Genomic DNA, 19,518 nt, shown 5'->3' with positions numbered 1-19,518 from the left:
TTTGCTTATTACACCACAAACATTAATCTATGAAAAAAATAATAGCGGCTCTAATCTTTATCGTAAGTTTGGCAAGCAACTCATTGGGGAGCAACGCATTGGAAAGTAACGGATTGGCAAACCCAAAAACATTTTACTTGGATGCTCATCACCAAGAACGTCGCACAGACGGCTCGGCCACTCATCCCTTCAAGGCCATCGACCCTCTCATGAAAGCGATCGAGCAGTTCAGAGAAAAAGAGCCATTGACGCCGATCACCGTGATTGTTCGAAAGGGAGTTTATCCGTTCGACAAGGGGTATTTGCTCAACCGACAATTCAATAATCTAACGATCAAAGCCGAAGCCGGTGAACAAGTCATCTTTAGTGGGGGGATTCAACTTCCTCCCGATGCGATAAAGTCGCCCGACGGTCAGATCAGTCAGGTCAACTTAAAACCGTTTAAGATGAAGAACTATGGGCGAATCCATTCTGTTGGATTTGCGCGACCTTCACTCAACGCTTGGATGGAACTATTTGTCAACGGTCAACCGATGCATCTGTCGCGTTGGCCCAATAAAGGGATGATCAAGATGGGGAAAGTGATCGAGACAGGGGCCATCCCTCGAAATGATGATTTCTCCAACAAGAGTGCCGTGATGGCGTACGACTCGGCACGTATCTCTTCGTGGCAGCCCTCCGACGATAAATGGATGTCCGGCTATTTCCATCACGGATATGCCGACGATGCCCTTAGAATTGCCAAGATCGATACGATCAAAAAGCAGATCACCACAGACGGAGCGACTCTCTATGGTTTCAATGCTTCTCACCCTTGGAATAAATGGTATGCGTTTAATATCAAAGAAGAGACCGATGAGAAAGGAGAGTTTTTTATCGATGTGCCGAAACAACAACTCTACTTTGTCTCTCCCGACTCTACGGTCAACGAGATCGTCCTGTCGCAGCTCGAAGAACCCTTCTTTAGTTTCGAAGAAGCGTCGAACATCACCCTTCAAAATATCACCTTCGAATATAGTCGGGCCGCCCTCTTGTCGCTCGTCAACAGTACCCGGATCACGATCGAAAATTGCACCTTCCGTAACTCGGGACAATGGGGCATTCTGGTGGGACTCGGTATTGCGCCTTTTGAAGATTATCGGCACGAAGGCACAGGGACACTGATCAAAGGATTGGTCGGCAGTTTAGATCAGCACCTATATAGCAACCAAACGTTCAATCGTCAAGGAGGAAAGGACAATCTCATCAAAGGGTGCCACTTTTATAATCTGGGCTCCGGAGGAATCAGTCTGGGAGGAGGCGACCGCCTCACGCTTGAAGCGGGAAACAATACCGTTCGTCAATGCACCTTTCACGATAACAACCGCATCGAACGTTCTTATCGCCCTCACATCTACCTCACCGGTGTCGGTAATAAGGTCGTGGATTGCGAACTCTACAATGCACCTAGCATGGTGATGCTGATTCATGGCAACAACCACTTGATCGAGCACAACTATATTCATCATGCGGTGCTCGAAGCCGATGATCAAGGAGCCATCTACTATGGACGAAATCCGTCGGAATGTGGGTCGATCATCAGAAACAACATCTTTACAGATATCCCGTCGACCTACAGCACCTGCGCGATTTACCACGACGACGGTGCCGGTGGTTTACTGGTGGAAAAAAATGTCTTTTATCGGTCCGGACGTTATGCAGTGCTCATGGGAGGCGGATCGGACAATCGGTACGTCGACAATACCTTTATCGATCTGCCCACGGCGATTCATATCGATAACCGGCTCGAGAATTGGAGTAGCGGACTCATCAAACCGGGTGGATTGTTCGAGAAACGACTCCGAGAGGTACGGTTCAATGAAGGGGTCTATGCGCAAGCTTATCCTTATCTGATCGATTATCTTCCTTATACAACCGGGAAACCGCAACGCAATGCGATAGTTAATAACCTTTTTATCGACGTTAAACAACTATCCGACCATCCGGAATATTTAATCTGGGAGAATAATCGTCCGAACCCAACCCCTAAAATAAAGTGATACAGGGTAAATGATCGGTGATCACTTTAAGGTTATAAACTAAAAATGAGAAACTAAAAATGACCAGCTAAAATTCATAGACTAAAAGCCCATAAGCTAAAAACTCATAAATTAAAAATAAGAAAAACATGAAACTTACCCCTTTCTTTCTAAGCCTGTTGCTTTTCGTTGGAACAGCAACTGTAAACGCTCAAACCACCGAGGTCATCGCTCATCGTGGTTTTTGGAAAACCGATGGCTCGGCACAAAATAGTATTACAGCTTTGCTAAAAGCCGATTCTATTGGATGTTATGGCTCCGAATTCGATGTTTGGCTCACAAAAGATAATCAACTGGTCGTTAATCATGACGCAACGTATCAATCCAAAAGCATGGAAGGATCGAACGCCAGTGAGTTGACAGCCCTCACTCTCAGCAATGGGGAGCACCTGCCCACCCTTGAAGCGTATCTGAAAGCCGGAAAAAAGACAAAGACCAGATTAATCTTGGAGCTTAAAGCCCACCAAACGCCGGAACGTGAAACTCAAGCGGTAGAAGCCATCGTGAAGCTAGTCAAGAATATGAAATTGGAGAAGCGAATGGAATACATCACTTTCTCGGAACATGCGCTCAAAGAGTTTATCCGTTTGGCTCCCGCCGGCACACCTACATTCTATCTAAAGGGCGATCGATCGCCTGAAGAACTTCAATCGCTCGGTGCGACAGGGGCCGATTACAACCTCGGCATTTTCAGACAAAAGCCGGAATGGATCCAATCATGCCATGATTTAGGACTGAAAGTCAACGTGTGGACAGTCAACAAGAAAGAAGATATGGAGTGGCTTATAGAGCATAAAGTGGACTTCGTCACCACCAATGAGCCATTGCTTCTCGAATCACTTTTACCGAAAAAATAGATTCTCTTAAACGCTGGCGATGAGCCGGTTTCTTTAATTCCTCGAAGAGTAGGATACGGAGAGACAGAGACGAGATCTTATCCGACTAAGACTCGATACGATAAAAAACCAGTTTAACAGAAAAGAAGTTAGAAATCAATCAAATTAAAAGAAAGAAGAATGAAATAATAATAAATAGTCACACAAAAGAGTATAATACAATATTAAACCACAATAAAAAAATAAGATTTAAACAAAAAGTTCTATCTTTGCATTATTATAGAGCAGAATGCCAATAAACGAACGTTCAAGAATCAATTAAACGCCATAACAGAATGGGAAGAGTGATCAAATTTACAAAGATGCACGGTGCAGGAAATGATTATATTTACGTCAACACCATGGCCTACCCCATCAACAATCCCGAAAAAGTAGCTATAGAATGGAGTAAGTTTCACACCGGTATAGGAAGTGACGGACTTATTCTGATCGGCTCATCGGAGATCGCTGATTTTAGTATGCGAATTTTCAATTCAGATGGTTCTGAAGCCATGATGTGCGGAAATGGAACCCGCTGTGTCGCTAAATACGTCTATGAGTATGGACTGACTGAAAAGACTGAAATAGCTCTTGAAACGCTCTCCGGAATCAAAATCCTAAATCTCCATGTGGAGAATGGAATCGTAAATTCTGTTACGGTCGATATGGGCGAACCTTTAAAAACCAACTTAATGCCGGCTGATGATCTTTTGCCCAATCCGGCAACAGAGGTTTCAATGGGGAATCCACATTTAGTTTCTTTTGTCGATGATATTCATCAGATTGAGTTGACACAGATTGGACCGAAGCTTGAGCATCACCCACACTTCCCACAACGCACCAATGCGGAGTTTGCTCAAGTCATTGGAGAAAATAAGATACGCATGAGAGTTTGGGAACGCGGCTCAGGCATCACACTTGCTTGCGGAACAGGAGCTTGTGCGACTGCAGTAGCGGCATTCATCAACGGTAAAGCGGGACGAAAAAGTGAAATTGTGATGGATGGAGGAAGCGTAGTCATAGAGTGGGATGAAACGACAAACCACATCTTCATGACCGGTCCGGCAGCCATCGTATTCGACGGCGAAATCACCTTAGAAGACTAATTTTTAATTTTAGAACTTTTTAAATCAACAACAATATGGCATTAGTTAACGAACATTTCCTCAAATTACCCGGCAACTATTTATTCTCGGATATTGCCAAAAAAATACATGTTTTCAAAACGGCTTACCCACAGAAAGATATTATTCGTATGGGTATCGGTGATGTGACACGACCTCTCCCTCCGGCTTGTATCGAAGCGATGCACAAAGCGGTAGAAGAGATGACGAACAAAGAAACTTTCCGCGGTTACGGTCCGGAACAAGGATACGACTTTTTAGCAGAAGCTATTATCAAGAACGATTTTGCTCCACGTGGCGTTCAGTTGAGCCCATCGGAAGTCTTTATCAGTGATGGAGCTAAAAGCGATACCGGAAACATCGGAGATATTCTTCGTCACGACAACAGCGTTGGAGTAACCGATCCTATCTATCCGGTTTATATCGACAGTAATGTGATGGCAGGACGTACCGGTACCTTCGAAGCGGAAACCGGTCGTTGGAGCAATGTGACTTATATGCCATGTACGAGTGAAAATGATTTTATCCCGGAAATTCCAAGTAAACGTGTGGATATTGTCTATCTGTGTTATCCAAACAACCCAACAGGCACCACACTCAGCAAAGAGGAATTGAAGAAGTGGGTCGATTACGCTCTTGCAAACGATACGCTTATCTTATTTGATGCCGCTTATGAAGCCTTTATTCAAGATCCGGAGATCCCTCATTCTATTTACGAGATCAAAGGTGCTAAGAAGTGTGCCATCGAATTTAGAAGTTTCTCTAAAACAGCCGGATTTACGGGAGTACGTTGTGGATACACAGTAGTTCCTAAAGACCTTACCGCTGCCACATTGACCGGCGAGAGAGTTTCGCTCAACGCGTTGTGGAATCGTCGACAATGTACGAAGTTCAATGGAACATCGTATATCACTCAACGTGCAGCTGAAGCAATCTACAGCCCTGAAGGTAAAGAGCAAGTAAAAGAAACGATCGATTACTATATGGCTAATGCCAAAATCATCAAAGAAGGTGCTGAAGCGTGTGGCCTAACCGTTTATGGTGGCGTAAATGCTCCTTATGTATGGATCAAAACTCCAAATGGTGTCTCATCATGGAAGTTCTTTGAGCAAATGCTTTACGAAGCGAATGTGGTTGGAACTCCGGGAGCAGGATTCGGTCCAAGCGGAGAAGGCTATATTCGTTTATCCGCTTTCGGTGAACGCGAACACTGTATCGAAGCGATGAAACGCATAAAAGAATGGTTATAAGAACTGGTGACCGTTCCTTTTTAGAAAAGCAACCTTTTTAATCGAGATTTTCTTCATTACAGAGCCTTCTCGATAAAGAAAATTCTAGAATGATATAGTTATCCCCTTATTTACATGATAAATAAGGGGATAATAAATTATAAAAATACTTTGAGACACGAGACGTGAGATATTAAATTAATCATCATCATTAAAATTTAAACGTATGATCAAAAGTAAGTTTTCAGGAATTGTATTACTAGGCCTATGTCTCTTCCCTATGACCCTTAAAGCGCAAGATAAAGTGGAAGCCAATATCGGAGTCGACTTGGTTAGTTCGTATATTTGGCGTGGACAAGATCTAGGTCATGTGAGCATACAACCGACTCTATCTTTATCATACAAGAATCTATTTATAAGCGCGTTTGGATCAACAGGAATCAACAAAGAAGATACCAAGGAAATTGATTTCACCTTGGGCTATGACAATGACCGATTCAGCATCTCCGTTACCGATTATTGGTTAGATCGGGAACTAGACGAGAACGGCAGTCCGATGTATCATCCCTATTTCAAAGAAGTACAAAACGCTCATCTTCTCGAAGCACAAATCGGTTATAATTTTGGTTATCTAGCCATAAACTGGTATACCAATTTTGCAGGAGCCGACGGTGTAACACAAGAAGGGAAAAGAGCTTATTCTTCTTACTGCTCACTCGCTTCACCTTTTTCTATTGGCGACATCAGTTTCCTAGCAGAAGTTGGAGTAGTACCCTGGGGAACAGACTACTATAATGAGTCGACCAATCGGTTTGCAGTAACCGACATTAGTCTTAAAGCAGAAAAAGAGATCAAAATGACTTCTTCTTTTTCTCTACCGGTCTTTAGCAAAATCACCGTAAACCCCGCAATGCAAAACACCTATGTTACATTTGGGTTAAGTTTTTAATCGGCCGTAAGGTATAGTCTATATAATCTCCGTCAGGGCTTCTTTCTATTTGAAAGAAACCCTGACGTTTTATTTATATATTATATAAAAAGAGAGTCATTATTAATCAGTTCATAAGCATTCAATTATTCTCTTATTCTTTTTTTCCTAAAAAAATAGAAAAAAGAAATTGTTTTTTCTTTGAATTAAAACAAAAAGATATATATTTGTGCAATAAATAAAACAAATGAATATTTAAACATAATTTAAATGTCATTTTGGCAAACCAATCCTTAGGAAGCAATATTAGTTATAAGGCATTGAAAACCAAACAATAAAACAAAAACAGATGTTTATTGTATACTAAAGAAATAAATAGACCCTTATATAAAATCAAACCAAGTATTATGTCAGAATTAAGATTTAGAGTCGTAGAAACCGCTTTCAAGAAGAAAGCTGTTGAGGTATCCATTCCAAAGGAGCGCCCTTCTGAATACTATGCTAAGTATGTATTCAACAAAGAAAAGATGTTTAAATACCTTCCAAGCAAGGTATATAACACTATTATTGACGCCATTGACAATGGTGCCCCTCTTGATCGCAGCATAGCAAACGACGTTGCCGCGGGAATGAAAAAATGGGCCGTGGAAATGGGAGCAACGCATTATACTCACTGGTTTGCACCATTAACAGAAGGAACAGCCGAGAAACATGATGCTTTTGTAGAGCATGATGGCAAAGGTGGTATGATGGAAGAATTTAGCGGAAAACTACTTGTACAGCAAGAACCTGACGCTTCCTCTTTCCCTAATGGTGGAATTAGAAATACATTTGAAGCACGCGGATATAGTGCATGGGATCCTTCATCTCCCGCTTTTCTTGTAGATGATACCCTTTGCATCCCGACTGTGTTTATTGCCTATACAGGAGAAGCGCTCGACTATAAAGCCCCATTATTAAAGGCATTAAGAGCGGTGGACAAAGCAGCTACAGCAGCTTGTCGCTATTTTAATCCTGAAGTTAAAAAGGTGACGACTTTCTTAGGTTGGGAACAGGAATATTTCTTGGTTGATGAAGGTTTATATGCTGCTCGTCCGGACCTATTGTTAACAGGCCGTACCTTGATGGGACACGATAGCGCGAAAAACCAACAGTTGGAAGACCACTATTTTGGTGCTATCCCTACTCGTGTGGCGGCATTCATGAAAGACCTTGAAGTAGAGGCCTTAAAATTAGGTATACCGGTAAAAACCAGACATAATGAGGTGGCTCCAAACCAGTTTGAGCTAGCTCCAATCTATGAAGAATGTAATCTGGCAAACGATCACAACTTGTTGATCATGTCACTGATGCGTAAAATCTCACGCCGACATGGTTTCCGCGTTCTTCTTCATGAAAAGCCTTTCAAAGGAGTGAATGGATCAGGAAAGCACAACAACTGGTCGTTAGGAACCGATACAGGCATTATGCTTCTCGCTCCAGGCAAGACACCTGAAGAGAATCTACGATTTGTGACCTTCGTTGTGAATACATTAATGGCGGTATACAAACACAATGGTTTACTAAAAGCATCGATCGCCAGTGCGACCAATGCTCATCGTTTAGGTGCCAACGAAGCTCCTCCTGCCATCATCTCATCATTCTTAGGAAAGCAACTGACTCAAGTTCTTTCTCACATTGAAAGTAGCACTAAAGATGATTTGATCAATTTAGTGGGCAAACAAGGCATGAAACTTGATATACCACAAATTCCGGAACTTCTGATCGACAATACCGATCGTAACCGTACGTCTCCATTTGCCTTTACCGGCAACCGTTTCGAGTTCCGTGCAGTCGGTTCGGAAGCCAACTGTGCATCAGCGATGATTTCTCTGAATGCGGCATTAGCAGAGCAGTTGACTCAATTCAAGAAAGACGTGGATGCACTGATTGAAAAAGGAGAACCGAAGATTTCCGCTATCTTAGAAGTGATTCGTCGCTATATCAAAACGTGCAAGCCGATTCATTTCGACGGTAATGGTTACAGCGAAGAATGGAAAATTGAAGCAGAACGACGCGGCTTAGATTGCGAGACTTCTGTTCCGCTCATCTTCGACAACTATTTGAAACCTGAGACCATTGCGATGTTCGAATCGACAGGCGTCATGAGTCAAAAAGAACTAGAAGCTCGTAATGAAGTGAAATGGGAAACTTACACTAAAAAGATTCAAATTGAAGCTCGTGTATTAGGGGATCTAGCCATGAATCATATCATTCCTGTGGCAACTCAATATCAAACGAACTTGATCAACAATGTCTATAAAATGCAAAGTCTTTTCCCGGCAGATAAAGCTGAAAGATTATCTGCTAAAAATCTAGAACTGATTGAAGAGATTGCCGATCGCACTGCATTCATTAAAGAACATGTTGATGCTATGATCGAAGATCGTAAGGTCGCTAACAAATTAGAGTCTGAACGAGAAAAAGCGATTGCTTACCATGATACGATCGCTCCTGCACTAGAGGAGATCCGTTACCATATTGATAAGCTGGAACTGATTGTCGATAATCAGATGTGGACATTACCTAAATATAGAGAACTACTTTTCATTAGATAAGTATTTTCCCTGCAGGTTTTCAATAAATTCTATAAAGAGGCTACTTTGAGTGTAAAAACTCAAGGCAGCCTCTTCTCTTTTTAGACCTCCCCCAATTAAGTCGATATAGATCAAATGTCAGCTCTTAATGAAATCAAATTGCAACGAGACAGATAAATCCACAAAATAATATCAAAAAGAAAAGCAAAAGTTTTATTATTAAATCATTTTGATTTATATTTGCCAACATAAAAATCATAATAACACAATAAATAGAAATATGGAATCAAAAAGAAATTATAAACCAATGGATATCATTAATTTATCAACGATATGAAGAAAATTGAAGCAATCATTAGAAAAACAAAGTTTGAAGAAGTTAAAGAAGCTCTTCTTGAAGCAAACATTGAATGGTTCTCTTACTATGATGTAAGAGGAGTTGGAAAATCTCGCCAAGGTCGCATTTATAGAGGCGTAGTCTATGATACCAGCTCCATAGAGCGCACACTGGTATCGATCGTTGTGCGCGATAAGAACACTGAACGAACCGTGCAATCGATCATTAAAGCCGCACAAACAGGCGAGATCGGAGACGGACGTATCTTCGTCATCCCTGTTGAAGACGCCATTCGGATACGTACAGGTGAAAGAGGTGATGTCGCTTTATATAACGCAGAGAAAGAAGAATAACCATAAGATTTATAATAGGTATAAGTATAATCATAAAATTCATAAATTATGCACACTGCAATCATCAGAAAACTAAGAGACACAAGGATAGCTCTCATCACATTACTTCTACTATTTACCCCCATGCTACAGGCACAAAATTCACTTCCAACAGATTCACTTTCTACCATACAAGCCGCAAATTCCGCATCGACCTCCGTCGCTCAAAATCTATCCGATCTAACTTTCGGATTAAATACGGTATGGGTACTCATAGCCTCAATGCTTGTCTTTTTTATGCAACCGGGGTTCGCTTTGGTCGAAGCCGGATTCACCCGAACTAAAAACACAACAAACATTTTGATGAAAAACTTCATTGATTTCATGTTTGGTTCATTACTCTATTGGTTTGTCGGATTCGGATTGATGTTCGGCATCGGACAGTTCGTGGGAACCCCTCATTGGTTCGATCTTTCCTTTTTCGAATCACCGAATATCCCTGTTGAGAGTTTTCTCCTCTTCCAAACAATGTTCTGTGCAACAACAGCAACAATTGTATCCGGAGCGATGGCCGAACGAACAAAGTTCTCGATGTACCTCATTTATACCATCTGTATCAGTGTACTCATTTATCCGGTATCGGGGCATTGGACCTGGGGAGGCGGCTGGTTAATGGATAGTCATGCAGGGTCGTTTATGATGACCACCTTTGGAACCACTTTTCACGATTTTGCAGGTTCTACAGTCGTTCACTCCGTTGGTGGGTGGATTGCTTTAGTCGGCGCTGCGATCATAGGACCACGCATTGGAAAATACGGAAAAGATAAATCATCGAAAGCCATCCCCGGGCACAGTTTAACCATGGCCGCCTTAGGGGTCTTTATATTATGGTTCGGATGGTTCGGTTTTAATCCCGGCTCACAATTAGCGGCAGCTACATCGTCAGATGCCATGATACTCTCAAAAGTTTTTCTAAACACCAACTTAGGAGCCTGTGCCGGTGGCCTTTTCACCTTAGCATTTAGTTGGATTCAGTTCGGAAAGCCATCCTTATCACTCACCCTAAACGGCATATTAGCCGGACTAGTCGGCGTCACTGCCGGATGCGACTGCATTTCTCCGATTGGAGCCGCAAGTATCGGTGCCATTTGCGGAATAGTCATGATCTTAGCGGTTGAAGTTATAGACAAACGTTTACACATTGACGACCCTGTTGGAGCCTCTTCGGTACACGGAGTATCCGGTACATTAGGAACGATATTAGTCGGAGTCTTTTCAACCAAGCAAGGTTTACTTTATGGACACGATGCTTCGCTCTTACTTGCACAGGGTTTTGGGGCTGCCGTGATAGGCCTTTGGGCTGCAGGTTGCGGATTTGTAGTGTTCACCATCTTAAGAAAAGCTCATGGATTGCGTGTAGCACCACGTATTGAAGAAGAAGGACTCGATATCTATGAACACGGAGAGTCGGCTTATAACTAAACATCCTCAGAATAACATCTTCGAAATATGTTATATTATCCTGCAGAATTCTAAATCATTAGGCTAAAAAGAACAAAGCCAAAGTATAGTATACCACCATAAAGAGGCCTATCGAACTCGAAAATCGAGTCTGATAGGCCTCTTTTAATTACCGATAAAAAGCTTAAGTCTCAAATTAAAAGTGTTATCCTTCCTCAAACAAAATCTTAAACCTTATTATTTTATTCTATCTCATAACGGATACTCTTCAAATGCATACAACAACGTCGAAAGATAACGTTCGCCCGTATCAGGGAGCAATACAACAATCGTCTTATTAGCATTCTCAGGCAATAGAGCAAGTTGTGTTGCTGCATAAACAGCGGCTCCCGACGAAATGCCGACAATCAAGCCTTCATGTTGAGCAAGCTCTCGACTAGTACGAATGGCCTCATCGTTTCCAACCTGAATAATCGCATCCACAACCTCCGAGTCGTAAATACTCGGCACAAAGCCGGCACCAATACCTTGTATTTTATGTGCTCCGGGATTCCCACCGGATAAAACCGGAGAATCTGTCGGTTCAACCGCCACAACTTGTACCCCATCGTTATGAGCCTTCAAAGCCTTTCCAACTCCACTGATGGTTCCTCCCGTACCTACACCAGCCACGAAAATATCCACCTTCCCATCGGTATCTCTCCAGATCTCCTGACCGGTTGTGCGAAAATGCATCATCGGGTTTGCAGGGTTATCGAACTGATGTAAGATTACGGCATTGGGAGTCACGCTTAACAACTCTTCAGCTTTAGCAATCGCTCCCTTCATGCCATTTGCTCCTGGGGTCAGAACCAAATCTGCACCTAACGCTTTTAAAAGTCCTCGACGCTCCATGCTCATCGTATCGGGCATCGTTAAGATCAAACGATAGCCTTTGGAAGCTGACACAAAAGCTAAGCCAATGCCTGTATTTCCACTAGTCGGTTCAATGATGGTAGCCCCAGGCTTCAACAATCCTTGAGCTTCCGCATCCTCGACCATAGCCAGCGCCACTCTATCTTTAACACTTCCTGCCGGATTGAAATATTCAAGTTTAGCCAGCAAACGGCTACCTAACTTCTTATAATCTTCATATGCTGTTAACTCCATCAATGGAGTATTTCCCACTAAATCAGTGATTTTTCTTGCTATTCTTTCCATATTCATTCAATAATTCTTAAACTTTTTCAATAATGCAAAGTTAAAATCAATTGAAAGCTCAATAAATAACACGAATATGGTAATTTCATACCACAGAAGGAAAATATTCATACCTCAATTATCACACAAAGATGTTTAAGGAGTCACAGACTGATCATTAGATTCCACATCGTCAGAATCATCTAATTCTTTTCTTAAGGGGCGATGGCGCATGAAACGGAACCAATTAATAAACTCTACTATTCCATAAGCCATACCTGCTACTCCCATAATCATAAATGCGGTATTACGTACTCCGGTTGGGTTAAACAACGCAATAATACCAATTACCAAAATGATAACTGGGAAAAAGTAAAATAAAGGCGGAATAGGAATCCACGATTTAGCGACCGTCAGAGATGCTATTTGTTGCACTCCACCAATAACTAAGGTGAGTCCCAATAAGAAAAGCAACACATCGGCAAAAAAATCAGGCATAATAATTAACCATAAACCAAACAAGGTCGACCCCATTCCTTCGATGGGAAAACGACAAGTTGTCGTTGTTTTTTTACGTTTCAACCAACAATTCACAATATTAATAAAGCCTGGAATGAAAAAGCCAAGGCCTATGACTATAACTATATATTTAGCAGCAATATCAGGTCGCCACACCAATACCAATCCAACCATAAAAGCGAATAATGAACGCATTAATGAATAATTGACTCTTTTCATCATCTCATTTATTTTTGATCTTCCAATGAAGAATTAATACTCAAAACATATTATAAATAAACAACGAACATTTGTAAAATGTTCTTAATCGGGTACTTATCTTATATCATCTAGGTCATCGGCTGCAATAACTTTTATTTTAAAACAAGAATATTAAAGCCGAATAATATAATTAGCATGCCGAACCATCGAAAGAGCGATGATACGATCCATTCATCTGAAATCTAATCCACCTCCTATCATTTAGCTTTCCAATATAGCTCAAGATGAGTGATTTTACTCATGAATGATCCCGCTTTAGTCAAAGGAAAGACCAATGTACGCACTTCGTTCATTTTATCTTTTCCTTCATTGAAGTATAACTTACGGATGTTTAGTTCATCAACAACTTTTCCATTGACCAATAATCTTGTGCCACGATGATCTCCACTAATTCCAAGATTGATCTTCTCTCCTGCTCTTATCCGATAATTGAAGGTAAATAGGTATCCATCACGAGCAAAGCCAACCAATCCTTTAATCGGATCGGACAAATAGAAAACGGCGTCATTCGATCGAAACAACTCTGTACCAAATTGCTCATCGGCTCCTTCAATATCGAATGTAACAGAATAATTATATCCAATTTCGGCATACGGCATCACATCATGAGGAGAAACAGTCTCTTGTTCATAAACCAGCCCTTCTTTCTTTCCGATGCGACCTAATTCATTAACACCGGGTGCCTCACTCAGCTGTTCTCTATAACGATCGAACAGATCGAACGGAAGACTGACCTCCGCCCCACTCCACATTTTGGTAGCCAAAGTTTGTAATGCAGGATAAGCCCTGTGATGAATATCTTTTGTCGAAATCCCATTGCCGACATGATCGTTCCATACCGCAAACATACCTCCCAAAATGGCCGGATCTTTCTCGTCAAACACCGCCTTACCGACATGGGCAGGCGTCCAGGTTTCATAGAGCAACTTGGTATTTAAATAGTCATAGTAATAACCGGCAGCAGGAACAATATATAACAAGCCATCCGGAATGCTAACCAATTGGTAACCTTGCTTCGCCATCTCTTTAGGTTCGGCATACCCGTTATACCAAGCTCCCATAACCACATCTTCCGACTTCACAGGGGTCGTCCCTTTAGCATGAGTCAGCGCTCCCCATAAGCAAGCTTGTTTGCCAAATCCCTCCACATAACGAATATATCGATCGGTAAATGCTCTAAATTTCTCTACCACCTCTTTGTTCTTATTCGAATATTCATCGGTACCGATATGCACTCGTTTACCTCGAAATACGGGATGATCACCTTCCAAATACTCCTTCCAAAGCGCATCCATAAAACGATAAGTCTCCGGATTAAACAAGTCTAAATGATCCATGCCATACTCTTTGCTCCCGATCTCCGGTTTATAGTGAGTAAAAGCGAGTGTGTGAGCAGGTGCATCAATCTCCGGAATGATTTCAACAAATCGATCTTCAGCAAGTTTTTGTAAGTCTATAAATTCTTGTTTAGTGTAATAACCATCGGCCGCTGCCAATCCCGGAAAAGTTGACGACTCCAAACGAAAAGCTGCATAAGTCTTATTCCAATCATTCTCAAAGAAAGCTTTGAACCCATTATCATTTAAATGAATCTGGAACGCATTCATTTTATAGTAAGACATGATCTTAACATAATTCTTTAAGAAATGTAAAGGGATAAATTTACGACCACAATCGAGCATAAAACCGCGCAATGCGTAATCAGGAAAGTCACGTATGTCTCCTTTAGGCAACTTTCGTTCTACATTTTGCTCAGCAATCTGAAGTAAAGTACGTGTGCCCCAATAGACTCCTAAGGGTTCCGGTGCCGACAATATCACTTTGGAACGAATCTTCATGGCATATCCCTCTTTCCCCAACTTCTTATCAGCTTGTAATTTCAGGACGATATCCCCTAAACGACTTTTTCCATCCGTCACTTCAAGATCATAACCAAACATAGTCTTTACATCCTCTGCCAAAAGTTGCGCTACATGTTGCAATCCCTGTTGTTTTGCCGAATAAACGATACGGGTCTGAGGAGTCAAGCATAATTCTCCTTCCATCCCTTTCCATTCTTTCAGCTCAGGAATAACAAAAGGCTTAGGATGAACAGAAGCCTGAATGGAGATCCAACTGGACAAAGTAAGTCCCAGAACTAGGACCAATAAACGAAATAAATAATAGCCGTGTTTCATAATGTATTCTATTTTATAGTGTTAATATCTTTTTCATCTACTCCCCAAGAGTAATTAGGCCGATCGCCCATCATTAAAATCAATTCCCCTCCCTTAAGCAACTCGGATGCCGGAAAATAGAACTGATTAAGAGGTTTGCCATTTAATATGGCCGATTGAACATATTTGTTTTTACGCGAGACATTCTTCGCCTGGATCGTAAACTGCTTTCCACGATTATATCTTTCTCCAAGATCAATAACAATCTTTTCATACAGAGGGCTAGCAATCTCATAAATCGGATCGACCCGACAACCTCCATCCGTCTGAAATAATCCCATAGCAGCCATCACAAACCAAGCACTCATTTGCCCTTGATCTTCATCTCCCAGATAAGCGTTAGCAACGCCATATCCATAATAGCGGTCCATGATCGACCGACTCCACTTCTGAGTTAACCAAGGTTGCCCTGCCCAATTGAATAGAAAAGCAAAATGCATCGATTGCTGATTACCTTGTACCGCCGGATAATCCCAATACTGGTCGTTAGGTGCATTAAACCGCCAAGGTTCACTCACGGTAAATCCCCAATCCAAACGATCAACAAATGTCTTCCGTCCAATCACATCGATCAAGCCCGGCATATTTTGGGGAACAAAGAAAGACAATTGCCAAGCATTACCTTCAACGTAATGGTGATTATTACCCGAATGGAACGGGTCAAAATTAGGAATGAAACGACCGGTCGTATCTTTTAGATGAGCATACCCATTCTCCGGATTAATCACATTTCTCCACCATTCACCTCGCGTACTATACACCTCATAATCTTTATAGCGACCTAATGCCTTAGCCATCTGCCCCACACTCCAATCATCAAAAGCATACTCCAAAGAGTTGGAGAACCGTCCCTTTTCCATCGGCACATAGTGATACTTCAAATAAGGTGTTAAATCTCGATTTCCGGCAAACCCTCCGGCAACGGCTGTGGCAGGCGTTGTTTGCATCTTTTTCATTGCTTCAAAAGCTTTCTCCACATCATAATCACGGATGCCCATCTGGTAGGTCGACACGATCTGTGGAATCTCATGTTCAGCCACCATCACCGGGATATATTCCATTCCCGCAGGGCCCTTAGCTAACCAGCCATTCGCATCATACAATGCCAACTGGGAATGAACCCATCGAGAGGCCCATTCCGGAGTCACTAAATTCCAATATTGATTTAAATTCCAGAAGGTATTCCAAAAGGCATCGCATCCCAGAGCCAAATGATTCGGATCGGTAAAGCGTTGTACCTTTTCATCGGGCGACATCCACTCACCATTTACATCACTCCACGTATTACGACAAAGTGCACGATAAGCATTAGTATAGAATCTCACCTTTTCCAACCGATCATCGGTTGTAATCACCGTACGAGACAATAAATCGTTCCACACCTTCTTTTGATGATCGACTACAGCCTGAAAGTCCCATCCAAAAGGATCACTAATCTCTTTCTTGAGATTCTCGGCAGCATTGACTACACTCACCAAAGAAAGGCCGCTCCGCACCTGAACCACCGGATGCTTTTTGGTATCAAACTCAACAAAAAGACCGGCATCTTTCAAATCTTTGCCACTGATAGACGACGTCGTCAACACCTCATTATTACTCCATCCGCCAACTTTCTTAATCGGCGCATCAAACTCCAATACAAAATTCACCGTATACTCTTGGTCGGCGTCATTACTCCAAACCGTTGGACGAGGAGAAAGTTGATGACTAATTCCTTCAATTCGATAATCACTAACTTGTTTTAAAACGACCTCTTTCAAAAGGTAATCATATTCGGAAGGAATATGCAAATCAATCATGACTCTTCCGTCTTGATCACTAGGGAACGTATAACGCTGAAAGCCGGCACGTTCGGTTGCCGTCACTTCTGCCAAGATGCGTGTATCTGTGAGAAAAACCTTATAATATCCCAAAGGCGCCTCCTCCGAACGTTTATCTATTCGAGAACGATATCCTTCATCAGGTTTAAATTCATCGCCAACTTTCGTAAACAGCTCTCCGTTGGTAGGCATCATTCCAAGTCCGGCCATCGTCCATTCATGAATATGACTAAAGCATCCCAACGTTTCGAAAGTCGGTTGATAGCCCGATTGCCAACCTGTATTTTGATTATCCGGACTTAACTTAACCATACTAAAAGGCATCCAAGGCCCCGGAGCAATCATCCATCGTGAATGAGCAGTTCCCATCTGAGTATCGACATAATCGGCCAAAGTCTGTAGAGGTTGTGGTATTCTCACCACGCGACCTTCAGTTAATTTCTTTCCGTCAACGAAAATCTCATATAAACTTTCTCGTTTGCGGGTAACTGCAGGCATCGGAACTTCAAACAGATAACGTGCTGTATCCAATGAAGTCTCGAAAACTAAATTCCGATCCACCTTAACCGATAAATGTGGTGAGCCCTCTAAATGCTCCACATCGACCAATAAAGGCTGCACCCTCTGTCCCTCTCGTTCCAATTCATAATCAGCAGGTTTCACCGCACGCACATAAATCGGGGCCTTATCGACTTTCAATTCAGCACGTTTAGGCCCTTCCAAACAAACTTGATCGAAAACAATCCATCCTCCTTCCAACACCGATATGACGACAGAGTTCCCTTCTTTCTCCAAGTCATCGGCAGTCAACGGGAACTCTAATAAGCGTTCTTTAGCTTCGTTTATCTTTCCATCGAGCACCTCTTTTGATGTCCCTTTAAATTCAAAACGTTTATCTACCCCGTTCACTTTTATCTTTACAACCGATCGATTGGGATTGGAATCGAGTAAATCGACCACCAATTTCCATCCTTTTCCGGAAGGTTTATCTTTCAAATCGAATAATAAAGTCACATCATGTGTACGCCATCCGGATGTTCCCCAAGTACCACCCCAAGTATCATCGGGACCGGGCAGCACATAAGGAAAGTCGACGTTCGTCATCGAACGCCCAACAAGATAGTACCGATCTTCATAACCAAAATCTTTGGCTAAAAATGAGTTGTAATCGCTTGGGCCAAGAGCAAATTCGGCAGCTGAACGATCATCTTGGCCTACACTCCAGACAAGATGCTTTTCTTTGGGCATAGCATAGCCCGACAAGAGGAAAGCCAAAGCCGTCAAATATATTTTTCCTTTCATCTTTGTTTATTTTAATAGTATGCATATACAACAATTCTTGCCTACCTAACACCTAATTAGGAAGGCAAGAATTTGATCATAAAAGGATGTTTTTTAGAAAACGCTCTCCAAGATACGTCGAGCCACAGTACCCGTCACCTCTCCATTTTCTCCAAAAGCGACATGGCGTTCATTAAACCGACGTTCAATTTCGGCAATTGTTTCCTCTCCAATATTCTCTTCATGCAAACGGGTAGTCAAACCCAACAGACGGAAGAATTCCTCTGTACGGTTAATGGTTTCTTCAATCCGAGCTTCTCTGGAATCCTTAACAATTCCCCATACCCGTTCGCCATATTGTAGTAATTTATCTCCTTTGGAAGCACTCAACACGCGACAAGTTCCCGGAAACACAATGGCTAAAGTATGCCCATGAGTAAGGCCATGCAAAGCCGTCAGCTCGTGTCCGATCATATGCGTTGCCCAATCTTGACTGACTCCCATCGACACAAAACCATTAAGTGCCATCGTTGCCGACAACATAAAATCGGCCATCACATCATAATCCTTCTGATTGGCCTTGATTTTCGGTGCAATCTCGACAATTGTTTGTAAGATTCCCTCCGCCCAGCGATCCATCAACCGACTCTGATTAGTTGTTGTAAGGTACTGTTCCATCACATGTACAAACGTGTCGACCAATCCACAAGCAACTTGATGAGGTGGCAAAGAGAACGTCACCTCGGGATCAAGGATTGAGAAAACCGGATAATTAGAGTAAAAAGCAAATTTCTCCTTAGTTTCATACCGAGAGATCACTGCTCCACGATTCATCTCCGAGCCGGTAGCTGGCAACGTCAGTACAGTAGCCAAAGGAACAGTGGTCGAACAAGGTACGCCAGATACCACCAAATCCCAAGCATCGCCATCATAAAGCAATCCTGCCGAGATCAGTTTTGTACCATCAATAACCGATCCACCACCCACAGCCAAAAGATAATCGATTTTATGTTCACGCCCCAAAGCAATCGCCTTGCGCAGCGTTTCTATAGACGGATTGGGTTCAATGCCCCAAAATTCTACTGTAAAATGGTTCTTTAAAGCCAGTTTGACTTGATCGTAAACACCATTTTGTTTGACACTTCCACCACCAAAGGTAATCATCACACGCTTGTCGGCAGGTATTTCTTCACTTAATTGAGCGATCATTCCACGCCCCATAATAAGCTTTGTCGGATTCTGAAAAATAAAGTTTTGCATTTTGGTTAACATCTAAAATAAAGTTACCAAATATAACCAATA

13 protein-coding genes are annotated in these 19,518 nt (G+C 42.1%); 8 read left to right on the top strand and 5 right to left on the bottom strand.

What is annotated here, in order from left to right:
- Nucleotides 1–29: 29 nt before the first annotated feature.
- The 8 genes from AC4PG5_RS01345 to AC4PG5_RS01310 all read left to right on the top strand — a co-directional run bounded on the left by AC4PG5_RS01345 (nucleotide 30) and on the right by AC4PG5_RS01310 (nucleotide 10,961).
- Nucleotides 30–2,039 carry a right-handed parallel beta-helix repeat-containing protein gene (locus tag AC4PG5_RS01345; protein WP_492029702.1) on the top strand — a complete coding sequence of 670 codons (2,010 nt, stop codon included), beginning with the start codon at nucleotides 30–32 and terminating at the stop codon, nucleotides 2,037–2,039.
- Between the two features lie 128 nt (nucleotides 2,040–2,167).
- Entirely contained in the window at nucleotides 2,168–2,935 is a 768-nt protein-coding gene (locus tag AC4PG5_RS01340; RefSeq protein ID WP_492029701.1) for a glycerophosphodiester phosphodiesterase family protein, read from the top strand.
- A gap of 314 nt (nucleotides 2,936–3,249) precedes the next feature.
- Nucleotides 3,250–4,059: a diaminopimelate epimerase gene (gene dapF / locus AC4PG5_RS01335; RefSeq protein WP_492029700.1), complete on the top strand. Its 810-nt coding sequence runs from the start codon at nucleotides 3,250–3,252 to the stop codon at nucleotides 4,057–4,059.
- A 35-nt stretch (nucleotides 4,060–4,094) separates the two neighbouring features.
- Complete coding sequence (locus tag AC4PG5_RS01330; RefSeq protein ID WP_492029699.1) at nucleotides 4,095–5,327, top strand: LL-diaminopimelate aminotransferase; 1,233 nt, start codon at nucleotides 4,095–4,097, stop codon at nucleotides 5,325–5,327.
- Nucleotides 5,328–5,532: 205 nt separating this feature from the next.
- Nucleotides 5,533–6,255 carry a hypothetical protein gene (locus AC4PG5_RS01325; RefSeq protein ID WP_492029698.1) on the top strand — a complete coding sequence of 241 codons (723 nt, stop codon included), beginning with the start codon at nucleotides 5,533–5,535 and terminating at the stop codon, nucleotides 6,253–6,255.
- 386 nt (nucleotides 6,256–6,641) lie between these two features.
- Nucleotides 6,642–8,831 (top strand): glutamine synthetase III family protein, encoded by a 2,190-nt coding sequence (locus AC4PG5_RS01320; RefSeq protein WP_492029697.1) that lies wholly within the window; start codon nucleotides 6,642–6,644, stop codon nucleotides 8,829–8,831.
- 312 nt (nucleotides 8,832–9,143) lie between these two features.
- Nucleotides 9,144–9,500 carry a P-II family nitrogen regulator gene (locus AC4PG5_RS01315; RefSeq protein ID WP_492029696.1) on the top strand — a complete coding sequence of 119 codons (357 nt, stop codon included), beginning with the start codon at nucleotides 9,144–9,146 and terminating at the stop codon, nucleotides 9,498–9,500.
- A gap of 48 nt (nucleotides 9,501–9,548) precedes the next feature.
- A complete protein-coding gene (locus tag AC4PG5_RS01310; protein ID WP_492029695.1) occupies nucleotides 9,549–10,961 on the top strand; it encodes an ammonium transporter in 1,413 nt (470 codons plus the stop codon).
- A gap of 231 nt (nucleotides 10,962–11,192) precedes the next feature.
- Here the strand turns inward: AC4PG5_RS01310 and cysK are convergent, their stop codons facing one another.
- From cysK to AC4PG5_RS01285, 5 genes are all read right to left on the bottom strand, one after another.
- Complete coding sequence (gene cysK / locus AC4PG5_RS01305; protein WP_492029694.1) at nucleotides 11,193–12,140, bottom strand: cysteine synthase A; 948 nt, start codon at nucleotides 12,138–12,140, stop codon at nucleotides 11,193–11,195.
- Between the two features lie 135 nt (nucleotides 12,141–12,275).
- Nucleotides 12,276–12,857: a DUF308 domain-containing protein gene (locus tag AC4PG5_RS01300; protein WP_492030657.1), complete on the bottom strand. Its 582-nt coding sequence runs from the start codon at nucleotides 12,855–12,857 to the stop codon at nucleotides 12,276–12,278.
- 239 nt (nucleotides 12,858–13,096) lie between these two features.
- Nucleotides 13,097–15,076 (bottom strand): beta-N-acetylhexosaminidase, encoded by a 1,980-nt coding sequence (locus AC4PG5_RS01295; RefSeq protein ID WP_492029693.1) that lies wholly within the window; start codon nucleotides 15,074–15,076, stop codon nucleotides 13,097–13,099.
- Between the two features lie 8 nt (nucleotides 15,077–15,084).
- On the bottom strand, nucleotides 15,085–18,237 hold the full coding sequence (locus AC4PG5_RS01290) for a GH92 family glycosyl hydrolase (protein WP_492029692.1): 3,153 nt from the start codon (nucleotides 18,235–18,237) through the stop codon (nucleotides 15,085–15,087).
- A 93-nt stretch (nucleotides 18,238–18,330) separates the two neighbouring features.
- Nucleotides 18,331–19,476: an iron-containing alcohol dehydrogenase gene (locus tag AC4PG5_RS01285; RefSeq protein ID WP_492029691.1), complete on the bottom strand. Its 1,146-nt coding sequence runs from the start codon at nucleotides 19,474–19,476 to the stop codon at nucleotides 18,331–18,333.
- Between the last annotated feature and the right edge of the window lie 42 nt (nucleotides 19,477–19,518).

The organism is Bacteroides sp. QWL-09 (assembly GCF_058683585.1).
This window is presented reverse-complemented; position numbering and strand designations above follow the sequence as displayed.